The sequence below is a fragment of the Bacillus sp. 9.4 genome, from assembly GCF_055486415.1.
On sequence record NZ_JBVFMU010000002.1, the window covers coordinates 345,025 to 367,898 of the forward strand.

The 22,874-nt window shown below is 45.3% G+C and carries 21 protein-coding genes, 1 riboswitch and 1 other annotated feature (1 of these 23 running past the window's edge); all 21 genes read right to left on the bottom strand.

The window, feature by feature from the left end; genetic code table 11:
- Nucleotides 1-9: 9 nt before the first annotated feature.
- Complete coding sequence (sirC, locus tag ACZ07B_RS08280; protein ID WP_217002507.1) at nt 10-498, bottom strand: precorrin-2 dehydrogenase; 489 nt, start codon at nt 496-498, stop codon at nt 10-12.
- Nucleotides 479-1,264, bottom strand: a complete 786-nt coding sequence (sirB, locus tag ACZ07B_RS08285) for a sirohydrochlorin chelatase (protein ID WP_041337938.1) — start codon at nt 1,262-1,264, stop codon at nt 479-481. The genes sirC and sirB overlap by 20 nt, the downstream gene beginning before the upstream one ends.
- A gap of 2 nt (nt 1,265-1,266) precedes the next feature.
- A complete protein-coding gene (cobA, locus tag ACZ07B_RS08290) occupies nt 1,267-2,040 on the bottom strand; it encodes a uroporphyrinogen-III C-methyltransferase (protein WP_029946173.1) in 774 nt (257 codons plus the stop codon).
- A 98-nt stretch (nt 2,041-2,138) separates the two neighbouring features.
- A complete protein-coding gene (cysC, locus tag ACZ07B_RS08295; RefSeq protein ID WP_015252120.1) occupies nt 2,139-2,732 on the bottom strand; it encodes an adenylyl-sulfate kinase in 594 nt (197 codons plus the stop codon).
- A gap of 12 nt (nt 2,733-2,744) precedes the next feature.
- On the bottom strand, nt 2,745-3,893 hold the full coding sequence (gene sat, locus ACZ07B_RS08300; RefSeq protein ID WP_130572335.1) for a sulfate adenylyltransferase: 1,149 nt from the start codon (nt 3,891-3,893) through the stop codon (nt 2,745-2,747).
- 48 nt (nt 3,894-3,941) lie between these two features.
- Nucleotides 3,942-5,006, bottom strand: a complete 1,065-nt coding sequence (gene cysP, locus ACZ07B_RS08305; RefSeq protein ID WP_103330241.1) for a sulfate permease — start codon at nt 5,004-5,006, stop codon at nt 3,942-3,944.
- Between the two features lie 11 nt (nt 5,007-5,017).
- Nucleotides 5,018-5,719: a phosphoadenylyl-sulfate reductase gene (locus tag ACZ07B_RS08310; protein ID WP_029317783.1), complete on the bottom strand. Its 702-nt coding sequence runs from the start codon at nt 5,717-5,719 to the stop codon at nt 5,018-5,020.
- A 160-nt stretch (nt 5,720-5,879) separates the two neighbouring features.
- A riboswitch (SAM riboswitch) is annotated at nt 5,880-5,985 on the bottom strand.
- A gap of 144 nt (nt 5,986-6,129) precedes the next feature.
- Nucleotides 6,130-6,762, bottom strand: coding sequence for an orotate phosphoribosyltransferase (gene pyrE, locus ACZ07B_RS08315; protein ID WP_015715860.1), 633 nt, complete (start codon nt 6,760-6,762; stop codon nt 6,130-6,132).
- Nucleotides 6,759-7,478, bottom strand: a complete 720-nt coding sequence (pyrF, locus tag ACZ07B_RS08320; RefSeq protein WP_003232107.1) for an orotidine-5'-phosphate decarboxylase — start codon at nt 7,476-7,478, stop codon at nt 6,759-6,761. The genes pyrE and pyrF overlap by 4 nt, the downstream gene beginning before the upstream one ends.
- The gene (locus tag ACZ07B_RS08325) at nt 7,447-8,382 is read right to left on the bottom strand and encodes a dihydroorotate dehydrogenase (protein ID WP_024572824.1); all 936 of its coding nucleotides are present in this window, start codon (nt 8,380-8,382) and stop codon (nt 7,447-7,449) included. The genes pyrF and ACZ07B_RS08325 overlap by 32 nt, the downstream gene beginning before the upstream one ends.
- Nucleotides 8,382-9,152, bottom strand: coding sequence for a dihydroorotate oxidase B electron transfer subunit (pyrK, locus tag ACZ07B_RS08330; protein ID WP_124059838.1), 771 nt, complete (start codon nt 9,150-9,152; stop codon nt 8,382-8,384). The genes ACZ07B_RS08325 and pyrK overlap by 1 nt, the downstream gene beginning before the upstream one ends.
- Complete coding sequence (gene carB / locus ACZ07B_RS08335; RefSeq protein ID WP_042975731.1) at nt 9,149-12,364, bottom strand: carbamoyl-phosphate synthase (glutamine-hydrolyzing) large subunit; 3,216 nt, start codon at nt 12,362-12,364, stop codon at nt 9,149-9,151. Before carB ends, pyrK begins: the two co-directional genes overlap by 4 nt.
- The gene (locus ACZ07B_RS08340; RefSeq protein ID WP_003232115.1) at nt 12,349-13,443 is read right to left on the bottom strand and encodes a carbamoyl phosphate synthase small subunit; all 1,095 of its coding nucleotides are present in this window, start codon (nt 13,441-13,443) and stop codon (nt 12,349-12,351) included. The genes carB and ACZ07B_RS08340 overlap by 16 nt, the downstream gene beginning before the upstream one ends.
- Entirely contained in the window at nt 13,440-14,726 is a 1,287-nt protein-coding gene (locus tag ACZ07B_RS08345; RefSeq protein WP_464877095.1) for a dihydroorotase, read from the bottom strand. Before ACZ07B_RS08345 ends, ACZ07B_RS08340 begins: the two co-directional genes overlap by 4 nt.
- Entirely contained in the window at nt 14,710-15,624 is a 915-nt protein-coding gene (locus ACZ07B_RS08350; RefSeq protein WP_014479744.1) for an aspartate carbamoyltransferase catalytic subunit, read from the bottom strand. Before ACZ07B_RS08350 ends, ACZ07B_RS08345 begins: the two co-directional genes overlap by 17 nt.
- 144 nt (nt 15,625-15,768) lie before the next feature.
- Nucleotides 15,769-17,076 (bottom strand): uracil permease PyrP, encoded by a 1,308-nt coding sequence (gene pyrP, locus ACZ07B_RS08355; protein WP_429105754.1) that lies wholly within the window; start codon nt 17,074-17,076, stop codon nt 15,769-15,771.
- A gap of 173 nt (nt 17,077-17,249) precedes the next feature.
- Nucleotides 17,250-17,795 (bottom strand): bifunctional pyrimidine operon transcriptional regulator/uracil phosphoribosyltransferase, encoded by a 546-nt coding sequence (gene pyrR, locus ACZ07B_RS08360; RefSeq protein ID WP_003232127.1) that lies wholly within the window; start codon nt 17,793-17,795, stop codon nt 17,250-17,252.
- Nucleotides 17,796-17,977: 182 nt separating this feature from the next.
- Entirely contained in the window at nt 17,978-18,889 is a 912-nt protein-coding gene (locus ACZ07B_RS08365) for an RluA family pseudouridine synthase (RefSeq protein ID WP_003245307.1), read from the bottom strand.
- A 1-nt stretch (nt 18,890) separates the two neighbouring features.
- The gene (lspA, locus tag ACZ07B_RS08370; protein WP_003245047.1) at nt 18,891-19,355 is read right to left on the bottom strand and encodes a signal peptidase II; all 465 of its coding nucleotides are present in this window, start codon (nt 19,353-19,355) and stop codon (nt 18,891-18,893) included.
- A gap of 102 nt (nt 19,356-19,457) precedes the next feature.
- Entirely contained in the window at nt 19,458-19,832 is a 375-nt protein-coding gene (gene ylyA, locus ACZ07B_RS08375; protein ID WP_003245479.1) for a sporulation-related RNA polymerase-binding protein YlyA, read from the bottom strand.
- A gap of 144 nt (nt 19,833-19,976) precedes the next feature.
- The gene (gene ileS, locus ACZ07B_RS08380) at nt 19,977-22,742 is read right to left on the bottom strand and encodes an isoleucine--tRNA ligase (protein WP_029946171.1); all 2,766 of its coding nucleotides are present in this window, start codon (nt 22,740-22,742) and stop codon (nt 19,977-19,979) included.
- Between the two features lie 52 nt (nt 22,743-22,794).
- Nucleotides 22,795-22,874, bottom strand: a binding site (T-box leader); it runs 147 nt beyond the window's last position.

Below are 22,874 nucleotides of genomic sequence, written 5' to 3' on the forward strand. Positions count from 1 at the left end.
TGCTCTGGCTTATTTCTTTCTTCTCACCTGATAAAGCCTGTTCACTTCAGCAATAAAATCGCCGTCAATCAGCTTATCCACGTTTTCAGCAAGCTCTTTCGTGTGCTTTGGACTGGCTCCGCTTGTAGAAACAGACACAGTGACATGCCCTCTTTTTACGATTTTCGGCATATATACATTGCCAAGCTCAGCGTCACTGACACAATTGACAAGCTGAAAAGGCGAAGCGGATTGGGCAATTTCTTTGTTCACTGCCGCATTATCCGTCGCGGCAATAATTAAGAAAGCATTGAGATAATCTTCTTTTTCAATTGTCCGTTTTTCCCATTTGATACGTCGCTCTTCTGCCATTTGCTTGATTTCCGGTTCAACATCCGGACTGACGAGCGTTATATCAGCTCCCTCAGAAATCACCGTTTTCAGCCTTCTGAGAGCGATGCTTCCGCCCCCCGCAATGACAACATTCTTCTTTTCCAGGCTAATGTGCAGCGGAAGCATATGAACCTCCATCAAAATCAAATTGTCCCTCAGGATTTGCCGCAGTTTCTCTCACACGGTTCAAAAACGCGTTTTTCACATGAGGATGAAAACCGATATAGGAAGAGAGGTAGACGTTCGGATTATGAGCTTTTAATTTCTGAACCTCTCGTTCGATTTCATTCATCAGCATACCCGTAAAGAGCAAATATGGAACGATAAAGGTTGTTATGCCGTCATCTTTTTTAAGTTCTGAAAAAACCTCTTTGTAATTAGGGCCGCATGCTGTCAAAAAGCACGGAATGACTTCCTTGACTGGAATCATTTCCTGAAGAAGATTAGCAATACCGGTTACGTCTCTTTTGACATCTGGATCTGAACTTCCCCTTCCGATGAGTACCACTCTGGCATTTTCATATGGAACACCTATGTCTTTCATTCGGTGATATACAGCCTTGACTACTTCTTCGTCAATCCCGATCGGCTTTCCGTATGAAATGCGGACTGACGGATATCGAGATGCAGCACGGGCAATTTCTTCCGGAATATCATGTTTTGCATGCGCAGCTGTTAAAAGAAGCAGAGGCACCACTGCGATATGAGTGGCGCCTTGCTTCACACATGCTTCAAATCCTGTCTCAATTGTCGGCTCCTGAAGCTCTAAAAAGCTGATTTCTTGTACTGGCACAGAGATGTGGGCCTTGCATCCTTCCAAAAAGGCTGCGGCTTCTTGCTGCGCTTTTTTGACCCGGCTGCCGTGGCCGACATATAAAATTGCTTGTTTCATTTTTACAACGCCTCGCTTAAATCTTGTTTTTTCAGTTCAGATTCAAACCATTCCAGCTTATAGTGATAATTTACAACATTTCCAATGACAATTAAACTCGGATTTGTAATGTTTTCTTTTATCACCGTTTCTGAAAGGGTGTCAACTGTACAAAAAACAGATTTTTGCTTGTCCGTTGTTCCCCAATGAATAAAGGCTGCCGGCGTAGAACCGTCCCTGCCGTTTTCAAGGAGTTTTCTTTCAATCTGCTGCACGTTTTTGATACCCATATAGATGACAAGTGTATCAATTCCTGTAGCCAGCGCTTTCCACTTTTCCTCAAAATCTTCTTCTTTTTTATAATGACCCGTTACAAAAGCGACGTTAGAGCCCGCCTCCCGATGAGTAACAGGAATCCCGGCATAAGCGGCTGCCGCGATTCCAGACGTAATGCCGGGAATGATTTCAAACGGAATTCCATTTTCAGAGAGGCATTCCGCTTCTTCCCCTCCTCTGCCGAACACAAAAGGGTCTCCGCCTTTCAGTCTGACAACCATTTTCCCTTTTTGCGCATACTTCACAAGAAATCGATTGATGGTTTCCTGCTTCATCGTATGAAAATCCGGAAGCTTCCCGCAGTAGATCAGGTCTGCTTGCTCTTTGGCATATTGTAAAATCTCTTTATTTACTAATCTGTCATATAAGATGACATCAGCTTTTTCAATGGCTTTCAGCGCTTTAATTGTCAGCAGATCAGGGTCACCGGGACCCGCTCCTACAATATATACTTTCCCCATCGTATTTCCCCCGATCTATTCGAGTTCTTCCAGAGCATTCGCTGTGATGATGTTCTCGCTCGCATTCCGGCACCTGAGAAGAACGCAGCAGATCATATTCAGCTCAATTTTTGTTTAACAAACTCGATCAGCTGATTTTTACACGCTTCACGGTCATGTTGTCCTGAATCAAGAACGAGCTCTGGAGCTTCCGGTTCTTCATAAGGAGAATCAATTCCTGTAAAAAACGGAATCTCGCCGTTTCTTGCTTTTTTGTAAAGCCCTTTCGGATCTCTTTGTTCACAAATATCAAGGTCGCATTTAATGTAGACTTCATTAAATTCGCCCGCTTCCACAAGCTCGCGAACCTGTTGTCTGTCCTCGCGGAAAGGAGAGATAAAAGCAGTAATCACAATGGTTCCCTGCTGAACAAAAAGCTTTGCCACCTCTCCGATTCGGCGGATGTTTTCTTTTCGGTCTTCATCAGAAAAACCAAGATCCTTATTTAAGCCGTGACGGATATTATCCCCGTCCAGCACAATCACTTGGTAGCCTTGCTCAAACAATTCTCTCGCAGCGGCGTTGGCAATAGTTGATTTGCCTGAGCCGCTTAACCCTGTCAGCCAGAGAATGGAGCTTTTATGCTTGTTTTTTTGCTGGTACTCTTCTTTTGTGATAGAGGCTTCATGCCATACAATATCGCGATTTGTCACTGCCAGTCCTCCTTAAGATACGCCTACTTCTTCTTTTTTCTTCATCCCTTTGATTAACACTTCTACGACTTCTTTTCGACTGAATTCAGCAGGCGGCAGCACACCGTCTCTCAGCATACCTCTTACCTTAGTGCCTGATAAAATGACGTGATGCTCTCTGCCATGAGGGCATGTTTTCGCTGTTCCCATATTTCCGCATTTTTTACAGAAGAAGCTGTGCTCAAATTTCAGCGGCGTAATCCCGAGTTCTTCAGGTTTAAATGTGTCAAACAGCTCCTGTGCTTCGTATGTTCCGTAATAGTCACCTACACCTGCATGATCACGGCCGACGATGAAATGTGTGCAGCCGTAGTTCTTTCTGACAAGCGCGTGGAAAATTGCTTCCCTCGGGCCTGCATAACGCATCGCCGCTAAAAAGACACCAAGGAAAACGCGATCTTTCGGGTAATAATGATCAAGAAGCACTTGGTAGCTTTCCATCCGTACATCAGCTGGAATGTCATCAGATTTTGTTTCACCTACTAACGGATTCAAGAACAAGCCGTCTACTGTTTCAAGAGCCGTTTTTTGAATGTATTCATGCGCTCTGTGAACAGGGTTTCTTGTTTGGAAACCGACAATGGTTTCCCAGCCTTTTTCCGCAAACTGGCGTCTCGTTTCTAACGGTTCAAATGTAAATTCAGGGAACTGTTTTGAAGCTTTTTTAATCAACGTAATCGGCCCGCCGACATATGTATTGCCGCGGCTGAACAGCTTTTTAACACCAGGATGCTCCTGTTCATCTGTTTTGTACACATTGACAGCTTCTTTTTGTTTGTCAGGCACATACAGGTCTTCGATTTGGATAACGCCGTATGTTTCTCCTTCATACGTTAACTTTACCGTTTCACCAAGTGACAGTTCCGCTGCTTTTTGCGCATCGACCGGAAGCGTGATTGGAAGAGACCAGACAACGCCGGAAGAAAGACGCATGTTTTCGACCACAGATACGTAATCTTTTTCATTAAAGAAACCTTCAATCGGGCTGTATGCACCGATACCGATCAATTCCAAATCCGCGAAAGAAATTAAATCAAGTTCAATTTCTTTTTGAATGCCGCTCACATCATATGATTCATCTACTCTGTTTATTAATGTTCCTCCGTGTGGTGCTAAGCTCATAATATCCATCTCCTCCTAGTTAACTTATAAAATTACTCAGATTAATGATCAGATTCCCCCGCCTTGTTCGTGGACTGAGCGTCTCTCTTTACGAATGGCCTTTGTCAGGCTGACGGCACCGCCCGTCGCTAAAAGCACACTTACCATGATAAAGATCGAATAATAATCTGCTTTTAAAAACAAGGATACAAGCAGATAAGAAATCGATAAAGATAAAAACGGCGATACGATCCATACCTTCAGCATCGTTTGAACAACTTGTTTATGGAACACGTTCGGACCGTTTTTTGCCATGCCTATTCCGATAATAGACGATGACGTGACTTGCGCCAAGGGCACCGGCATCCCAAATACAGAACTGATGATCACCAGTCCCGCTCCTGTACCGGATAAGAGAATGCCTTCCCCTTTGGAGAATCTCGTAATTTTCTTCCCGTTTGTTTCTAGCACTCGCCGGCCTAATAACAGTGCGCCAAGAGCAACAAAAGCTCCTCCATACAAGGTTCCTTTTCCGACATCAAGCACACCGGCAGCTACTAACGGGCCAACAGCATTCGCCACGTTATTCATGCCGGCAGAGAATGCTTCGAAAAATCCGGCAACTAACAAAACAATGCCGAGGATTTTTTGCTTTTTAGAAGATTTTACTTCAATCTTAAAATAACGAAACAGCTTAGATACGAAATAGGTGAAGCCGAAAGCGAACAGCGGGACAAAAACCCAAAATGACACAATGATCAGAAGATTGTTCACAAACAATACTTTATAAGCCACTCCCACGCCGACAACCGCGCCGACTGTTACTTCACTTGTCGACAAAGGAATGCCGAGCAGATTAGCAGTAAAGAGCGACAGGGCAGCAGCTCCAATAATGATGCAAACAATCGTCAGTGTAATCGTCTGCTCAGGAATAATGCCGGAGCTGATTGTTTTTACAACCTCGCCTCCGCCAATGACCGCCCCGGCAAAGACACCGACTGCGCATAGGATCAAAGCGTAGGTTTTCTTTTTGATGGCTCCGGAGCCGTAAGCAACCCCCATCGAAGCTGCAGCGCCGCTTGCACCAATATTCATCGCGAAAAACAAGCTAAATAAAATAGCGGCTAATTCCATTTTGCAGCTCCTTATTCATGCAGTCCGCATTCTGTTTTCGCCATACCATTCCATCTGCCTGAGCGCAAATCCTCTGCTGTAAAAGCGGGAGCAGTGCAAGGCGCACAGCCAATACTTGGATATCCTTGGTCATGAAGCGGATTGTAGTCCAGTTCATTCCGGGATGTGTATCTCCAAATGTCTTTCCAAGTCCAATGGATAAGCGGGCAAACTTTTACTGACTTGAATTTTTCATCTTTGTTTAAGAAATTCGTATTGGCACGGCTTGGCCCTTGATCACGGCGCAGGCCGGAAAGCCAGGCTGGATGTCCTGAAAGCGCCTCTCTTAAAGGAACGACCTTTCTAAGATAGCAGCACTGATTCGGCTCTCTTTCCCATAGTTTGTCACCATGTTCTTCGGCTTGTTCCTCAAGGGTGAGGTCTGGTTTTTTCAGGATGATATTAAGACCCGGATAACGCTCTTTCACTCGTTCAATTGTTTCATAGGTTTCTTTAAAATGAAGTCCTGTATCAAGAAACACAATCTCTGCGTCTTTTTTCACTTTATAAATTAAGTCAATCAGAACGATTCCCTCAATTCCGAAACTGCAAGCATAAACAAGCTGATCGCCGTAATGGCCGTATGCCCATTTTAAAACTGACAGCGCTCCTTTATAAGGATCGTCTTCCGGAAATGTAATCGTTGGTTCTTCCCAATTATCATACGTTAACATTTCTTCTTTCCTCCTTTCGGAGACAAACAAACAGTAACTTTCTGCCGGTTGTCTTTTCCCATGTAATGTGATTCGCGGCTGCTGATATACAGATAGCCTTTTACCTCTTAAAATAAAAAACTTTCAATCCGGCGGAAAGAAAGACAGGAACAGCATGTAGCCCTTATCTTTCAAAATGGAATTCATTTTGCTGGAAGTAGCACCTTACAAACTATGCAGGTTGCCGGGCTTCATAGGTCCAGTCCCTCAGCCGCTCTTGATAAGTTTTTAGATTTGTAGTAAATTTTAGCACAATTCTAACATAAGTCAACCCGACTTTTTTTATAGGATTAATAAAAAAACAGGCCTCATAGCCTGTTTTCAAGTACATCAAGGCTTTGAAGCCTCTTTACATCATTTGAATTTATTTTTTATTTTTTAAACCAATCTTTTGACTCGGGATTTCGTTTCCATGTTTGCAGCTTTTTTAGATCATCTGAATGAATATTTCCGTTTTCAAGCGCGACCTCTGTGAGCGTATCATAATCAGTTAATGAGTAGTATGGCAGTTCTGCCTTTGCGAAGGCTTCCTCCGCTTTAGGAAGTCCGTACGTAAAGATTGAGACGACACCAAGCACTTCACAGCCGGCCGCTTGTAAAGCTGCACAAGCTTCAAGCACGCTGCCTCCTGTGGAAATTAAGTCTTCAATGACAACTGTTTTTTGCCCTTCTTGCACAGCTCCCTCAATCTGATTGCCTTTTCCGTGCGCCTTCGGCTTGCTCCTCACATAACACATCGGAAGATTCAAACGGTCAGCCGCAAGAGCAGCATGAGGAATACCGGCAGTTGCTGTTCCCGCAATCATTTCAGCTTCAGGAAAATGCTCTTTGACAAGCTTGCTGATACCTGAAGCAACATCGTTTCTGACCTCTGGGAAAGATAGCGTAAGGCGGTTGTCACAGTAGATCGGTGATAAAATGCCGCTTGCCCATGTGAACGGCTCGTTCGGGCGTAAAAATACAGCTTGGATGTCTAATAGATGTTTTGCGATGATTTGTTTCAAGATTTGATTCCCTCCCATTCAAGTCTGACAGCCTTATAGGCTTTTACCGGGTCTTCCGCTTTTGTAATCGAGCGTCCTACTACAATCGCTGATGAACCTTTCTCTCTTGCAATGGCAGGCGTCGCTACGCGGACTTGGTCATTCGCAGCGTCCTCTGACATTCTGATCCCCGGAGTGACAGTCAGAAATGAAGGCGACACCGCTTGGTAAATGGCTTTTGCTTCATGAACAGAGCAGACCACTCCATCCAGTCCGCTTTCTTCCGCCTGTTTGCTGTAGTGCACAACCGTATCAATCAGAGACTTTTCGATCAGCAGTTCATCTTTCATGATTTGTTCAGATGTGCTTGTCAGCTGGGTTACCGCGATAAGTGACGGACGTTTTTTTCCAGCCGGCGTACCTTCTTCTAAGCCTTCGAGAGCTGCCTGCATCATTTTTTTGCCCCCGGCAGCATGAACATTGACGAGGTCTACTCCAAGACTGGCAAGGCGCTTCATCGCTTTGTTTACAGTAGTCGGGATGTCATGAAGCTTTAGATCTAAAAATAGCTCGCAGTTTCTTTCTTTTAGTTGTTTCACGATAGATGGCCCTTCTTGATAAAAAAGCTCCATCCCAACCTTTACAAATAACGGTTCTTGCTGAAAAGGCGCTAAGAACGCAAGTGTTTCTTCAGCTGACGCAAAATCAAGCGCGATGATGGGCAGGTTGTTTTTCATGATTCCAGCTCCTTCCGATGCATTCTTCAATTGATTGATAGCCGTATTGGAGCAAAACAGATGGGAGCTGTTCAATAATCTCTGGACATGCAAAAGGATTCACAAAGTTTGCTGTTCCGACAGCGACTGCGCTTGCTCCCGCGAGAAGAAATTCCAGGGCATCTTCAGCCGTTTGCACGCCTCCCATTCCGATAATCGGGATGTTGACCGCCTGGCTGACTTCATACACCATGCGAATGGCAACCGGCTTCACAGCAGGGCCTGAAAGTCCCCCTGTTTTATTCGCTAATATCGGTTTGCCGGTTTTTAAATCGAGTCTCATGCCGATTAATGTGTTGATCATCGTAAGACCGTCCGCTCCCGCTTCCTCGATCGCTAAGGCAATTTCTGTGATATTAGCCACGTTCGGAGAAAGCTTCACATAAACGGGTACATCCGAAACCTCTTTCACCGCTTTTGTCAAATCGGCAGCCATCTCAGGATTCGTGCCAAAAGCGATTCCGCCTGTTTTCACATTCGGGCAGGAAATATTCAATTCAAGAGCATGAACATTAGGCGCTTTGCTGATATGCTCTGCGACTTCAACATAATCCTCGACTTGAGAACCTGCGACATTGGCAATGATCGGCGTATCAAACTGCTCAAGCCACGGCAGCTCATGATGCAACACGCTATCCAGCCCCGGATTTTGGAGACCGATCGCATTGAGCATTCCAGCACCAGTCTCAGCTACCCGCGGCGTCGGATTCCCAAAGCGCGGCTCCTTTGTCGTAGCCTTAATCATGATGGCTCCAAGACAAGACAAATCATAAAAACGTGAAAATTCTTTTCCAAAACCGAAGCAGCCTGATGCAGGAATGATTGGGTTTTTCAAATCAAGTCCCGGCAATTTCACCTCTAGCATTACAGCGCCACCTCCTGAGCTTTAAATACAGGCCCGTCGAGACATACTTTTACATAGGATGTCTCACTTTCGTTTGTATGGCACACACACGCGAAGCATGCGCCGATTCCGCAGCCCATTCGTTCCTCCATGGACAGATATACTTCTTTATGGGCATATTCCTGTTTTAACGCCTTGAGCATCGGTGTCGGCCCGCAGCTGAGGAGGATATCAAACTCTAGATTTTTCCGTTTAATCACATCTGTGACAAATCCGGTTTCCCCGTAGCTTCCGTCAGCTGTTGCCACATACGTGTCTCCGTACTGCCTGCATTCTTCCTCGTAAAAAACATCCTTTGCCGATTGGAATCCTAAAACGTGGATGACATTAACCCCTTTTTCATTCAAGCGTTTCGACAGCTCTTGGAGAGGCGGCACACCTACTCCGCCTCCTACCAGCAAAGCCGTCTTTCCGGGTTGAACTTCATTAACAGGAAAGCCATTTCCCAAAGGCCCGAGGACATCCACAAGTTCTCCCTGCTGCTTCAGTGACAAGAGTCTTGTCCCTTCCCCATCTACCCGATAAATGATGGTGACTTCATTTTTTTCAAGGTTGACATCTGCGATGCTGATCGGCCTTCTTAAAAGAGGCGTAACCGCTTCGCTCACTTTAAGATGAAGGAACTGTCCCGGGGTTGTAAACCCTTGGACAAGCTCCCCTTTCAGAACCATTTGATACACCCGGTCTGCAATTTGCTGGTTAGAACATACTGTCAAATACGCTTTTTTCATATAGTGACTGCCGCCTCCTGATTTGTGTTGACTGCCGGCATTTGATCAGCACGGAATGTCATGCTTTCCAGCACTCGTAATATCGCCTCTGCCGTATCTAAAGATGTTAGGCAGGCAACACCATTTTCTACTGATTCACGTCTGATTCTAAAACCGTCTCTTGCCGGCTGCTTTCCTTTTGTCAGCGTATTGATGACAAACTGCGCTTCTCCGTTTCTGATGACGTCAAGCAAGTTCGGGCCATCCTGACCGATTTTTCCGACGACCTTCGCTGGAATGGAAGCTTCTTTCAGGTAGCCTGCCGTTCCTTCCGTCGCTAAAATGTTGTAGCCGATCGCGTGGAACCGCTTAGCAATGGCAAGCCCTTCTTCTTTGTCCTTATCAGCTACTGTTAAAAGCACGGAACCGTAGTTCGGGATTTGAATACCTGAAGCAATCAAGGCTTTGTAGAGCGCCTTTTCAAGTGTCGAATCTTTCCCCATGACTTCACCTGTTGATTTCATTTCAGGCCCTAACGTAATGTCCACTCTTCTCAGCTTGGCAAAGGAGAAGACCGGCGCTTTTACAAATACACCTTGCTGTTCAGGCTGAAGGCCCTCTGTATAGCCAAACGCAGCCAGCTTTTGACCAAGAATGATTTTTGTTGCGAGATTCGCCATTGGGATACCCGTAATTTTGCTTAAAAACGGTACGGTTCTGCTTGATCTCGGATTCACTTCTAGCACGTACACCTCACCTTGCGACAAGACGAATTGAATATTGAGCAAACCGACAATATTCAGCCCTTTAGCCAATGCGATCGTGTATTGTTCAATTTTTTTCTTAATGTCCTCTGTGAGAGACTGAGGCGGATAAACAGCGATTGAGTCTCCGGAGTGAACGCCCGCACGTTCAATGTGCTCCATAATTCCCGGAATGACGACTGTTTCACCGTCGGATACTGCATCGACTTCAATTTCTTTTCCAGTCAAGTATCTATCAATTAATACAGGGTGCTGCGGATTGATTTTGACTGCATTTTTCATGTAATGAAGCAGCTCCTCTTCATGGTACACAATCTCCATCGCCCGGCCGCCAAGTACATAGGAAGGACGCACCAGTACCGGATAACCGATATCACTTGCGATGCTTACCGCCTGATCAACTGATGTCGCTGTTTTGCCAAGCGGCTGAGGAACACCAAGTTCTCCAAGCGCTTGTTCAAATTTATCCCGGTCTTCCGCACGGTCTAAATCTTCTAATGAAGTTCCAAGGATTTTCACTCCGCGTGCAGAAAGCTCGTCAGCAAGGTTAATCGCAGTTTGTCCGCCAAATTGTACGACAACGCCCATTGGCTGTTCGAGGTCAATGATGTGCATAACATCTTCAATCGTAAGCGGTTCAAAATACAGCTTGTCTGAGATGCTGAAGTCTGTTGAAACGGTTTCCGGGTTGTTATTGACAATAATGGCTTCATAGCCTGCTTGTTTAATTGCCCATACAGAGTGAACCGTCGCATAGTCGAACTCGACACCCTGACCGATTCGAATCGGACCCGAACCAAGCACCATCACACTTTTCTTATCTGTAACGACAGATTCATTTTCTTCTTCATATGTGCTATAGAAGTATGGCGTTTCTGACTCAAATTCCGCCGCACATGTATCTACCATTTTGAATACCGGCGCAATCCCCGCTTGTTTTCTCAAGCTGTAAAGCTCAGATTCTTTCATTTTCCACTCGCGGCTGATGTACTGATCAGAGAAGCCGAGTTCTTTTGCCCGTCTCAGCACATCAGTATCGCCCGCATTCGCCTTCAATTCTTTTTCAAACTGTACGATTCCGAACAGCTTATGCAAGAAGAAAACATCGATAGCGGAAAATTCATGGAGGTCTTCTACCGTGTAGCCTCTTCTATACGCTTCAGCTAAGTAGAATAAGCGTTCATCACCGGCCTTTTTAATTCGCTTTTCAAGAAGTTCATCTGAAATGTCAGCGGCATCCTTCAATTCAAGATGATACACATCAGCTTCCAGTGAACGCACAGCCTTCAGCAATGACTCTTCAAGCGTGCGGCCGATCGCCATGACCTCACCAGTCGCTTTCATTTGCGTGCCAAGCTTTCTGTTTGCTGATTCAAACTTATCAAACGGCCAGCGCGGAATTTTGGATACGACATAGTCAAGAGCAGGTTCAAATGCTGCATATGTTTTTCCTGTCACCGGGTTCATCATTTCATCTAATGAAAGTCCGACTGCAATTTTAGCAGCGAGCTTTGCAATCGGGTACCCCGTTGCTTTTGATGCAAGGGCAGATGAACGGCTAACACGCGGATTTACTTCAATAATGTAATATTGGAAGCTGTCTGGGTCTAAAGCGAGCTGCACGTTACATCCGCCTTCGATCCCAAGCGCGCGAATCAGTTTTAACGATACATTCCGCAAGAGCTGATATTCGCGATCGCTGAGCGTTTGGCTCGGCGCGACAACAATACTGTCACCAGTATGGATTCCAACCGGATCAATGTTTTCCATGTTACAAACGACAATGGCGTGATCCTGGCTGTCTCTCATGACTTCATACTCAATTTCTTTATAGCCGGCGATGCTTTTTTCAAGCAGACATTGGTGTACCGGGCTTAATTTCAAGCCGTTCTCAACGATTTCTTTTAACTCTGTTTCATTCGAGCAGATGCCTCCGCCTGTTCCGCCTAGTGTATATGCCGGGCGGACAATGACAGGGAATCCAATGTGACTGACGAATTTTTCCGCTTCTTCGAGGGAGTGGATAATCTCACTTTCAGGCACCGGTTCATTCAGTTCATTCATTAATGTTCTGAACAAGTCACGGTCTTCAGCTTGCTGAATCGCAGACAGTTTTGTGCCAAGCACTTCGACGCCGCATTCTGCCAGAACACCTCTTTCAGAAAGCTCAACCGCAAGATTCAAACCGGTTTGGCCTCCGAGTGTAGGAAGAATGGCATCTGGGCGCTCTTTTCTGATGATTCGTGTCAGGAATTCAGGTGTGAGCGGTTCGATATAAACCCGGTCAGCCATTTCTGTATCTGTCATGATCGTGGCAGGGTTTGAGTTGACAAGGATGACTTCATAACCTTCTTCTTTCAAAGCAAGACAGGCTTGTGTTCCCGCATAGTCAAATTCTGCTGCTTGGCCGATGATGATCGGTCCAGATCCGATTACTAAAATTTTGTTAATGTCTACGCGTTTTGGCATACCGCTTCCCCTTCTTTCTCTGTTGTTTCGATCATTTCGATGAATCTGTCAAATAGGTGGTTGGCATCCTCAGGACCAGGTGAGGCTTCGGGATGATATTGAACCGTAAATGCCGGCAATGTTTTATGCTTCAGCCCTTCAATCGTATCGTCGTTAATTGCGATATGCGTCACTTCCAGTTCTGTTTTACTGATAGACGAAACTGTATATCCATGGTTTTGAGATGTTAAGGCAACTTTTCCTGTAGCCAGCTCTTTTACCGGGTGGTTTGAGCCCCTGTGTCCGAATTTCATTTTTTCAGTATTCGCCCCGCACGCCAGCGCGAATAATTGGTGGCCAAGACATATTCCGAATAATGGCACTTTTCCAAGAACACCTTTAATCATTTCAATCGCTTCAGGCACATCCTTCGGGTCTCCAGGTCCGTTAGAAAGCATGATACCGTCCGGTTTCAGCTGAAGCACCTCTTCCGCTGTAATGTTGTAAGGCACAACGATGACGTCACATTTCCGTTTGTTCAGCTCTCTTAGAATTCCGTGTTTCATGCCGAAGTCAACCAAGACGATGCGTTTGCCTCTTCCCGGGCTCGGATATGCTGTTTTTGCTGATACTTGGGATACTTGATTTCTTGGCAATTCCGTTTCGTTCAGTCTTTTCAGCACTGCTTCGATATCTTCATCAGATGAAGCGAATGTTCCTTTTAGCGCGCCTGCCGTGCGGATCATTCTTGTCAGCTTCCTTGTATCAATCCCCTGGAGTCCGGGAATGTTTTTCATTTTTAAATACTCGTCTAAGGTGTATGCTGAACGCCAGTTGGAAGGCAGCTCACATAATTCTTTGATGATCAGCCCTTTCACAAAAGGGGTAATAGATTCAAAATCATCACGGTTAATGCCGTAATTTCCGATAAGCGGGTATGTTAATGTTACGATCTGTCCGCAGTAAGAAGGGTCAGATAAAATTTCCTGATAGCCTGTCATCCCAGTATTAAAAACGACTTCTCCCATGTTGTGTTCTAAGCTTCCGAAGGCTTCCCCCTCGAATACCGCTCCGTTTTCCAGTACTAATCGTCTCTTCATTTGACAAGTCTCCCCTCTTCATAAGCAAGCTTCCCTGCCGCAATTGTAGCGACCGGCCAGCCGGTGCAGCTGATGCCGTTGAATGGTGTATTTTTTCCTTTTGATAAAAACGTGTCTTTGTCTATAACTGCTTCTTTTTCTAAATCGATTAACGTAATGTCCGCAGCTTGCCCCGTTTGTAATGTTCCATATGGGAGACCGAACGCTTCGCATGGCTTGATTGTCATGTAGTCAATCAGCTGCTTTAGCGACCAGCTGCCATTTTTGACAAAGTGTGTGTAAAGAAGCGGAAATGCTGTTTCTAAGCCGACAATTCCGAATGGCGCCAGTTTCATTTCTGTGTTTTTCTCTTCTTCCGTATGCGGTGCATGGTCTGTTGCGATAAAATCAATTGTTCCGTCTAAAAGACCTTCAATTAAAGCAGCTCTGTCTTCTGCGCTGCGGAGCGGAGGATTCATTTTATAGTTTGTGTCCAGCCCCGGGATGTCCTCATCACAAAGCAGCAAATGATGCGGCGACACTTCTGCTGTCACTCTGATTCCCGCTTTTTTCGCATCGCGTACAACTCTGACAGATTCTTTCGTGCTGATATGGCATACATGATAATGGCAGTTTGCCGCCTCAGCCAGCAGCACATCGCGGGCAATATGAACCGATTCACACACAGAAGGTATGCCATTGAGCCCGTTCGCTTTGGAGAATGTCCCCTTATGTACGCTTCCTCCGTAAATTAAGGAGTTGTCCTCGCAATGTGCAACAATCGCTTTGTCAATTGCGGCTGCCCGTTTCATCGCTTCATACATCATTCCTGCTGTCTGTATACCAACGCCGTCATCTGTAAAAGCAAATGCCCCGGCTTCTTTTAACGCTTCAAAGTTTGTCATTTCATCTCCGATTTGTCTGATCGTAATGGATGCATATGGAAGAACTCTGACGCATGATGTTTCTTTAATTCTGTTTTGCACCCATTCCATCTGCTCCTTTGTATCAGGAACCGGCCGCGTATTCGGCATTGCTGCTACTGTAGTATAGCCGCCGCGTGCCGCCGCTTTGGCCCCGGTTTCAATAGTTTCTTTTTTCTCTCCACCCGGCTCTCTGAAATGCACGTGGAGATCAACAAACCCAGGTGAAACGAGCAAACCTTTTGCATCAATTACCGTTTCATTATCCGTTGCATCAAGCTTGCCGATTGCGGTGATGGTTTCTCCAGTCACTCGGATATCCGCTTCTGTTTTTTCACCATTTTCGTTTAGTATCCAGCCGTTTTTAATGAGATATGACATACGCTGCTTCTCCTCTTTTCACATTGGTTTGTAAGGCACGCTGTATCACTGCCATTCTGATAAATACGCCATTTTGCATTTGCTTGAAGATTCTTGATTTTTCGCTTTCTACTAAGCTGTCATCAATCTCCACTCCTCTGTTTACCGGAGCAGGATGCATGATGATCGCATGCCGCTTCATACGCTCAGCCCGTTCTACGGTCAAGCCGTATTTGTTTAAATAGCCTTCCTGGCTGACAGCGGATTGATGTCGTTCATTTTGAATGCGCAGCAGCATGACGACATCGGAAGACTCAACTGCTTCATCCATTGAGACATACGTACCGAATGTATTTTCTTCATCCTGCCATTCCGAAGGGCCGGAAAATAGGACCCGGGCACCCAATCTTGTCAACACTTCCGCATTTGACCTTGCCACTCTGCTATGCTTGATGTCGCCGTGAATGGAGACAGTAAGCCCTTTGAACGTATTGAACTCTTCATAAATCGTCATTAAATCAAGCAGTGATTGTGTTGGATGCTGGCCGCATCCGTCTCCCGCATTCAGAATCGGAATATTCACCTGGCTGACAAGCTCTTCATAATACTCATCCTCACTGTGCCTGATGACGCAGACGTCCACACCGATTGATTCGAGCGTCCGGATCGTGTCATATAAGGTTTCGCCTTTTTGCACGCTTGTGCTTGTTCCATCAAGGTTGAGCACATTCATGCCCAGCTTTTTTTCTGCGACCTCAAAGCTGAACCGCGTTCTCGTGCTCGGTTCGAAAAACAGGTTTGCGGCAAACTTTCCTGTAAGCTGATTGTCTGTTTTTCCGCTTTTGAGATCTTGTGCTTTTTGAAGCAAATCTTTGATTTCCTCAGTGCTGAGTTCACTCATCGTCGTTAAATGCTTCATGTTCTTTCCCCTCTCTTTTCAACTTAAGGCTGAAAAAAACCCCGGTCTAAGATAGACTCGGGGTATGGTTAAATAGAGGGCAGCATTGAAGCTTCCTTCTCTTCATAACCCTTCCAAGCCTCTCTGGACTTTCATTAAAAGGTTTTAGATATGATGTTGTTCAGATGTGTCTGCCTGCTCTTCCTTCGCCTGCGGAAGAATCAGGTTTAAGATGACACCGACAATTGCGGCAAGCGCCATTCCTGACACTTGGAATCCGCCTTGAGACACTTGGATAAAAGCGCCTCCTACACCGATGACAAGGATAACTGATGTAATAATAAGGTTTCTGTTGTTTTCATAATCAATTTTGTTGTCAATCAGCATTCTCAGGCCGCTTGAAGCAATGATTCCGAACAGCAGGAAGGAGACGCCTCCCATGACCGCTGACGGCACTGAACTGATCAGCGCTGAAATTTTGCCGATAAAGCCGAAGCAACAAGCAATCACTGCCGCTCCTCCGATGACAAAGACGCTGAATACTCTTGTGATGGCCAGCACGCCAATGTTTTCTCCGTAAGTCGTTGTCGGCGGACCGCCGATCAGGGAAGCGAGGATTGTCGCCACACTGTCACCCATAATAGAGCGATGAAGACCTGGCTTTTTAATGAAATCTTGTCCGACAACCTTGCTCAGCACCATTTGGTGGCCGATATGCTCTGACATGGTGACAAATGCGACAGGAACCATTGCGGCTGCGATGCCGAGTGTAACTGACGGTGAATAATCTTTGAACGGAATGATAAATTCAGGCACTGCAAACCATTTCGCGTCAAGCACCGGCTGGAAGTTGACAATCCCTTGAGTAAGGGCGAACAAGTATCCGCCGATGATTCCGATCAGAACCGGAATCAGGCTTAAAAATCCTCGTAAGAAAATCGCACAAATAATCGTGATTGCCAGCGTAACTCCTGCGACACTAAAGTGCTTTAAGCTGTAGACCAACTCACTCGCGTTTGGATCAGCATACATCGCCATGTTTACCGCAGTGCTTGCCAGTCCCAGCCCGATGACGATAATAACAGGCCCTACGACTACTGGCGGGAGAATCTTCATCAGCCATCCTGTTCCAAGCTGCCTAATCAATAAGGCAATCAGCCCGTACACCAGCCCTGCAAGAAACGCTCCAACCATTGCCGCTCCCGGCCCGCCGGTCGCTTTTACCAGAATGATCGGAGAAATAAAGGCGAAGGACGAACCGAGATACGCCGGAATTTGCCCTTTCGTAATAAGAAGGTACGCCAGTGTTCCGATGCCGCTTGTCACCAACGCCACAGCAGGACTCATTCCGACGAGCTTCGGAACCAAAATGGTTGAGCCAAACATGGCAAACAAATGCTGAAGGCTGAATGAAACCCAAGAGAAAGGTGCCGGGACATCCCTGACCCCTAAATTTACTTTTTTCTTACTCATGATGATTTCCCCCTGATTGTTGACTTTCATTTTAGGATGACTCAATGACTGTATAAAAAAACCTCTTTGCTTTTTTACGCAAAGAGGCATACAAAGACCTGCCGAATACTTTTTGGGCCTTTGTTGTGCACCTCTTTGCAACCTCTCTGGATTGCCCTTAAAAAGGTGATCTATTATTCGTTTTCATAAATGGCGACGAGATCGTTTTGGTCTACCTCATCAAGCTGAACCATAACCTTTTCAGACTTTGATGTCGGGATGTTTTTCCCGATATAATCCGCTCGGATCGGCAGCTCCCGGTGCCCTCTGTCCACAAGCACTGCAAGCTGAATGGAGGAAGGTCTGCCTACATCAACAAGCGCATCCATTCCTGCTCTGACTGTTCTTCCGGTATACAGAACATCATCAACGAGAATGACTTTTTGATCTGTAATATCTACCGGAATATCTGCACCTTTTACAAGCGGTTCATCGTTGCTTGTTTTTTTAGAAAGATCATCTCTGTAAAGAGTAATATCAATTTCACCGACTGTAACAGGATTTCCCTCAATCTGTTCAATGCGTTCCGCAAGGCGTTTTGCCAGGTAAATCCCTCTTGTCTTAATGCCGACAAGAATGCAGTTATTCATTCCTTTATTGCGTTCGATCATTTCGTGAGCAATCCTGGTCAGCGCCCGTCTGATTGCCTGTTCGTCGAGAATGACAGCTTTTTGATTCAATGTGTGACACCTCACAGTTCATATAGAAGAAAAAACCCCTCCTGCCAGAGCATAGAGGGGTTTTAGGACAAGGTGCGCGCCTATACACGCATCCCGTCTATCCGTTATCCTTCTCAGCCTCTCTGGACTGTTTTAAAGAATCTATTCAGCTTCGTTTATTATTTCAGAAAAGAAACCCTCTGTCAACCGTTTTTTCTGAGGTTTTCGATTAATTCTGCCATATCCTCGGGAAGCGGCGCTTCAAATTCGACATATTCTCCTGTTCGTGGATGGTCAAAACCTAAAACTCCCGCGTGAAGCGCTTGGCCATTAAAGTCGATTGTTTTTCTTGGGCCGTATTTCGGATCGCCTGCTAATGGGAATCCGATATATTTCATATGAACACGAATTTGATGGGTTCTCCCTGTTTCAAGCTGGCATTCCACTAACGTAAAATCCTGAAAACGCTCTAGTACATGAAAATGAGTGACAGCGTTTTTGCCATCACGTGTCACAGTCATGCTTTGACGGTCTTTCTTATCTCGTCCGATCGGCGCGTCAATTGTGCCATCATCGTGAGAAATAAGCCCGTGGACAACTGCCGTATATTTCCGCGTGACCGTTTTGTTGACCAATTGGTTTACAAGTGACTCGTGCGCCATATCATTTTTCGCCACCATTAATAAACCGGACGTGTCCTTATCGATTCTGTGAACAATACCCGGACGCATCACGCCATTTATACCGGAAAGGTCTGTGCAATGAGCCATAAGGCCGTTTACAAGTGTGCCCGTAAGATGCCCGGGTGCTGGGTGAACAACCATTCCGCGAGGTTTGTTGACGACCAGCACATCCTGGTCCTCATAATAAATATCGAGATCCATAGGCTCTGCCAGAACGTCGAGCGCTTCCGGTTCGGGTACAGTGACGGTCACCTGATCCCCCGGCTGAATTTTATAATTCGCTTTCACCGCGCTTCCGTTCACGACAACCTGTCCGTCTTTTACCCATTGCTGAACCTGGGTTCTTGACCAATCATTCTCAGTCGATGCCAAAAATTTATCAATCCGCTCACTTTTTTGTTCTTCTGAAGCGGTTATATCAATTTGATTCATGCTATTGCTCCTTTTTCTTTTTCCCGCTGTCCAACAGCATTTGTATAAATAAAAGCATTACGCCGACACATAGTGAAGAGTCCGCGATGTTAAATATCGGGTAATTGTAATTGACAATAATAACATGGATAAAATCCACAACTTCCTGTCTGACAGCCCGATCGATAAAGTTGCCGATGGCACCGCCAAGCATAAGTCCGAGGGCAACGCCAAGAAGCCTTTGTCCTTTTGTATAACGCTGTATGTAATAAACAATACCAATAATAACAGCGGTTGTTATGAGGTAGAAAAACCACATCTGACCCGCTAATATCCCCCATGCAGCACCCGTATTGCGATGGGAGGTGATATAGAATACCTGATCAATGATCGGAATGCTTTGGCCAAGTTCCATGTTCTTAACAACTAGCCATTTTGTCAATTGATCGGCTGCAATAATAAGTAGTGCAATCATATAATACAGCACAAACGTTCCTCCAGTTTACGGTTACTTTAATCCATTATGCATTTTATCAATAAAAAGCACTGGAGTAAAGAAATATCAGGCATATTAACCGGCCAGACACTGTTATTCATACAGTGCCTGACCATATTCGATATCCGTTGATTTCCATATCGGAAGCGTTTTTTTCTCAAATTGGACAGAATAAAGAAAATCGTTTGCTGTTCGGGCCGTCGGCAGCACTGCCAGCTTTGCAAGAGGAATGGGAGCCCCGGTTTCTTCACAGTATCCGAATGTGCCGTTTTCGATTTTGGACAATGCAAGGAGAACGTCTTGAAGTTCTTCTTTAATATGATAGATCAGAGTTGCTTTTTGTTTTTGATTGATTGCTGCTTGCGGGCTTGTAGAAACCTGAAAGCAAGAATACTCAAATAATCTGGACTGTAATTCTTCTTTCATCAGAAGAAGTTCCGTATAAATTGCGGTCAGTTGATCATTCATTCTTCACAACTCCTGCTCTTAACGTAGTATCTTTATTGTTGCCTGTGAATGATGATCTAAAGCCCATAAGATTTTTCCTGTCGTTCTAAAGGATGTCACTCTTGGCACAAAAAAAGCCCGGCTTTTAAGCCGGGCTCTTTTGCATTATTTTTGATAGTATTTTTCAACGATTTCAGCGTTGCGTAATGAAAGTGTAGGATATTTCGGATTTGCCCCTACATCTTTTGAAATTACACGAGATCTCTCACACATTTCACCTTCAGCTTTCTCGACAGCGATTTTACCTGTCGCAAAGCTTTGCGCATCGTTCGGCGCTTCATTTTCTTCGCTGATTGTCAGTTCAGACACAATAAACAGCTGAGAAAGGTTTTCTTTTATGGAAGCCAAGAGCTCCTTGTTTTCTTTGTTTGGATACAATTTCAGGTTTGCTTCCAAAGATTTACCGATAATTTTTTCATTTCGCGCAGTTTCTAATGCTTTTAACACGTCATCACGAAGAGCCATAAAGCGGTCAAATTTTTCTTCAGTCGCTTCACTGTTTGGAACCGCGATTGTTTCCGGCATATCGGTCAGCTGAACGCTCTGCTCTTCAACAAATGTTAAATGAGACCACAATTCGTCTGCCGTATGTGGAAGGATAGGCGCTGAAAGCTTCACTAATGCAAGAAGCGTTTCGTAGAATACTGTCTGCATGCTGCGTCTATCCGGATGATCCGCATGCTCGATGTAGACAATATCTTTTGCAAAATCAAGGTAGAATGAGCTCAATTCGATTGTGCAGAAATTATGAATGCTGTGATACACAACCGCAAATTCGTACTCATCATACGCTTTTTTCACTTTATCAATCAGCTTGTTCAGCTTAATCAGCATATACTGATCCACTTCGCGAAGATCTTCGACAGCCACCGCATTTGTTTTTGGATCAAAATCGAAAAGGTTGCCGTGAAGGAAACGGAACGTGTTGCGGATTTTACGATATACTTCCGCAACCTGCTTCAGAATGGCGTCAGACACGCGAACGTCCGCCTGATAATCCACTGAAGATACCCATAATCTTAAGATGTCGGCACCAAGCTGTTTCATGACTTTAGCCGGAACAACAACGTTACCGATTGATTTACTCATCTTGCGTCCTTCTCCATCCAGTGCGAACCCATGGCTGAGCACACCTTTATACGGCGCTTTCCCTGTTACGGCTACTGCTGTAGAAAGAGAAGAGTTAAACCAGCCGCGATATTGGTCAGATCCCTCAAGGTATAGATCAGCCGGGCGAACGAGGTCATCACGTTCTTCAAGCACTGCTTGATGTGAAGAGCCTGAATCAAACCAAACATCCATGATATCCTGTTCTTTTGTAAATGTGCCGTTCGGGCTGCCAGGATGCGTAAAGCCTTCCGGAAGAAGATCCTTTGCTTCTTTTTCAAACCAAATGTTTGATCCATGCTGTCTGAACAATTCAGAAACATGTTCAATGGTTTCATCTGTAATAATCGGTTCTCCGTTTTCAGCGTAAAATACCGGAATCGGCACACCCCACGCACGCTGTCTGGAAATACACCAGTCTCCGCGGTCCCGAACCATGTTGTGCAAACGCTGCTCGCCCCATTCAGGAACCCATTTGGTTTCTTTAATGGCATCCAGCAGGTCTGATCTGAAATCTTTAATAGACGCAAACCATTGCGCTGTCGCTCTGAAAATGGTTGGTTTTTTTGTTCTCCAATCATGCGGATAAGAATGAGTAATGAATTCAAGCTTCACAAGTGCGCCTTTTTCATCAAGCTGCTGTGTGATCGCTTTGTTTGCATCATCATAGAACATGCCTTCAAAGCCAGGAGCTTCGCTTGTCATTACACCTTTTTCATCGACCGGGCAAAGCACATCTAAACCGTATTTTTGGCCGATGATAAAGTCATCTTCCCCATGTCCAGGCGCTGTATGAACACAGCCTGTTCCGGCATCAGTTGTTACGTGTTCACCAAGCATAACGAGAGAGTCTCTGCCATATAGCGGGTGTTCAGCGATAATGTTCTCAAGGTCTTTTCCTTTGACCGTTCTTGTCACTTCATACTGATCAAATCCGCATGCCGATGCAACATTTTCGACTAAGGCACTTGCTACGACAAAGCGGTCTTCACCTACTGCAATCACGCTGTACTCAAGATCAGGGTGCACTGAGATTCCGAGGTTCGCCGGAATTGTCCAAGGCGTTGTTGTCCAAATGATGATGCGCTCGCCGTTTTCAAGAACGCCTTTTCCGTCTTTTACACCAAAAGCGACGTAAATAGATGCTGAACGTTTGTCTTGATATTCGATCTCGGCTTCAGCCAGAGCAGACTCACTTGAAGGCGACCAGTTAACCGGTTTAAGGCCTTTGTAAATGTAGCCTCGTTTTGCCATTTCACCAAATACGCGGATTTGCTGCGCTTCGTATTCCGGTTTTAATGTCACATATGGGTTTTCCCAGTCACCGCGGACACCAAGACGTTTGAATTGCTCACGCTGTCCCTCGATTTGCTTCCAAGCGTACTCTTCGCACAGTTTGCGGAATTCCGCTACTGACATTTCTTTGCGGTTGACCTTTTTGTTTTTTGTCAGAGCTGTTTCAATTGGCAATCCGTGTGTATCCCAGCCCGGCACATACGGTGCGTTGTAGCCGCTCATTGATTTATAGCGGACAATGAAGTCTTTCAAAATCTTGTTAAGTGCATGGCCCATATGGATGTCGCCGTTTGCATACGGAGGTCCGTCATGTAAAACAAATTTCGGGCGGTCTTTCGTCCGTTCCTGAACAAGACGGTAGATATCTTCTTCCTCCCATTTTTTTTGAATGTCAGGCTCACGGTTTGGCAAATTTCCACGCATCGGGAAATCTGTTTTCGGCATTAAGAGCGTGTCTTTAAAATCCATTTTCATTCCTCCACTGCATTTTTTCAGAAAATAAAAAAAGCCCTCTCATCCCATAAGGGACGAGAAAGCTTATCTCGCGGTACCACCCTTTTAGAAAAAGCAAACATACACTTTTTCCTCTTGAGCATCGTA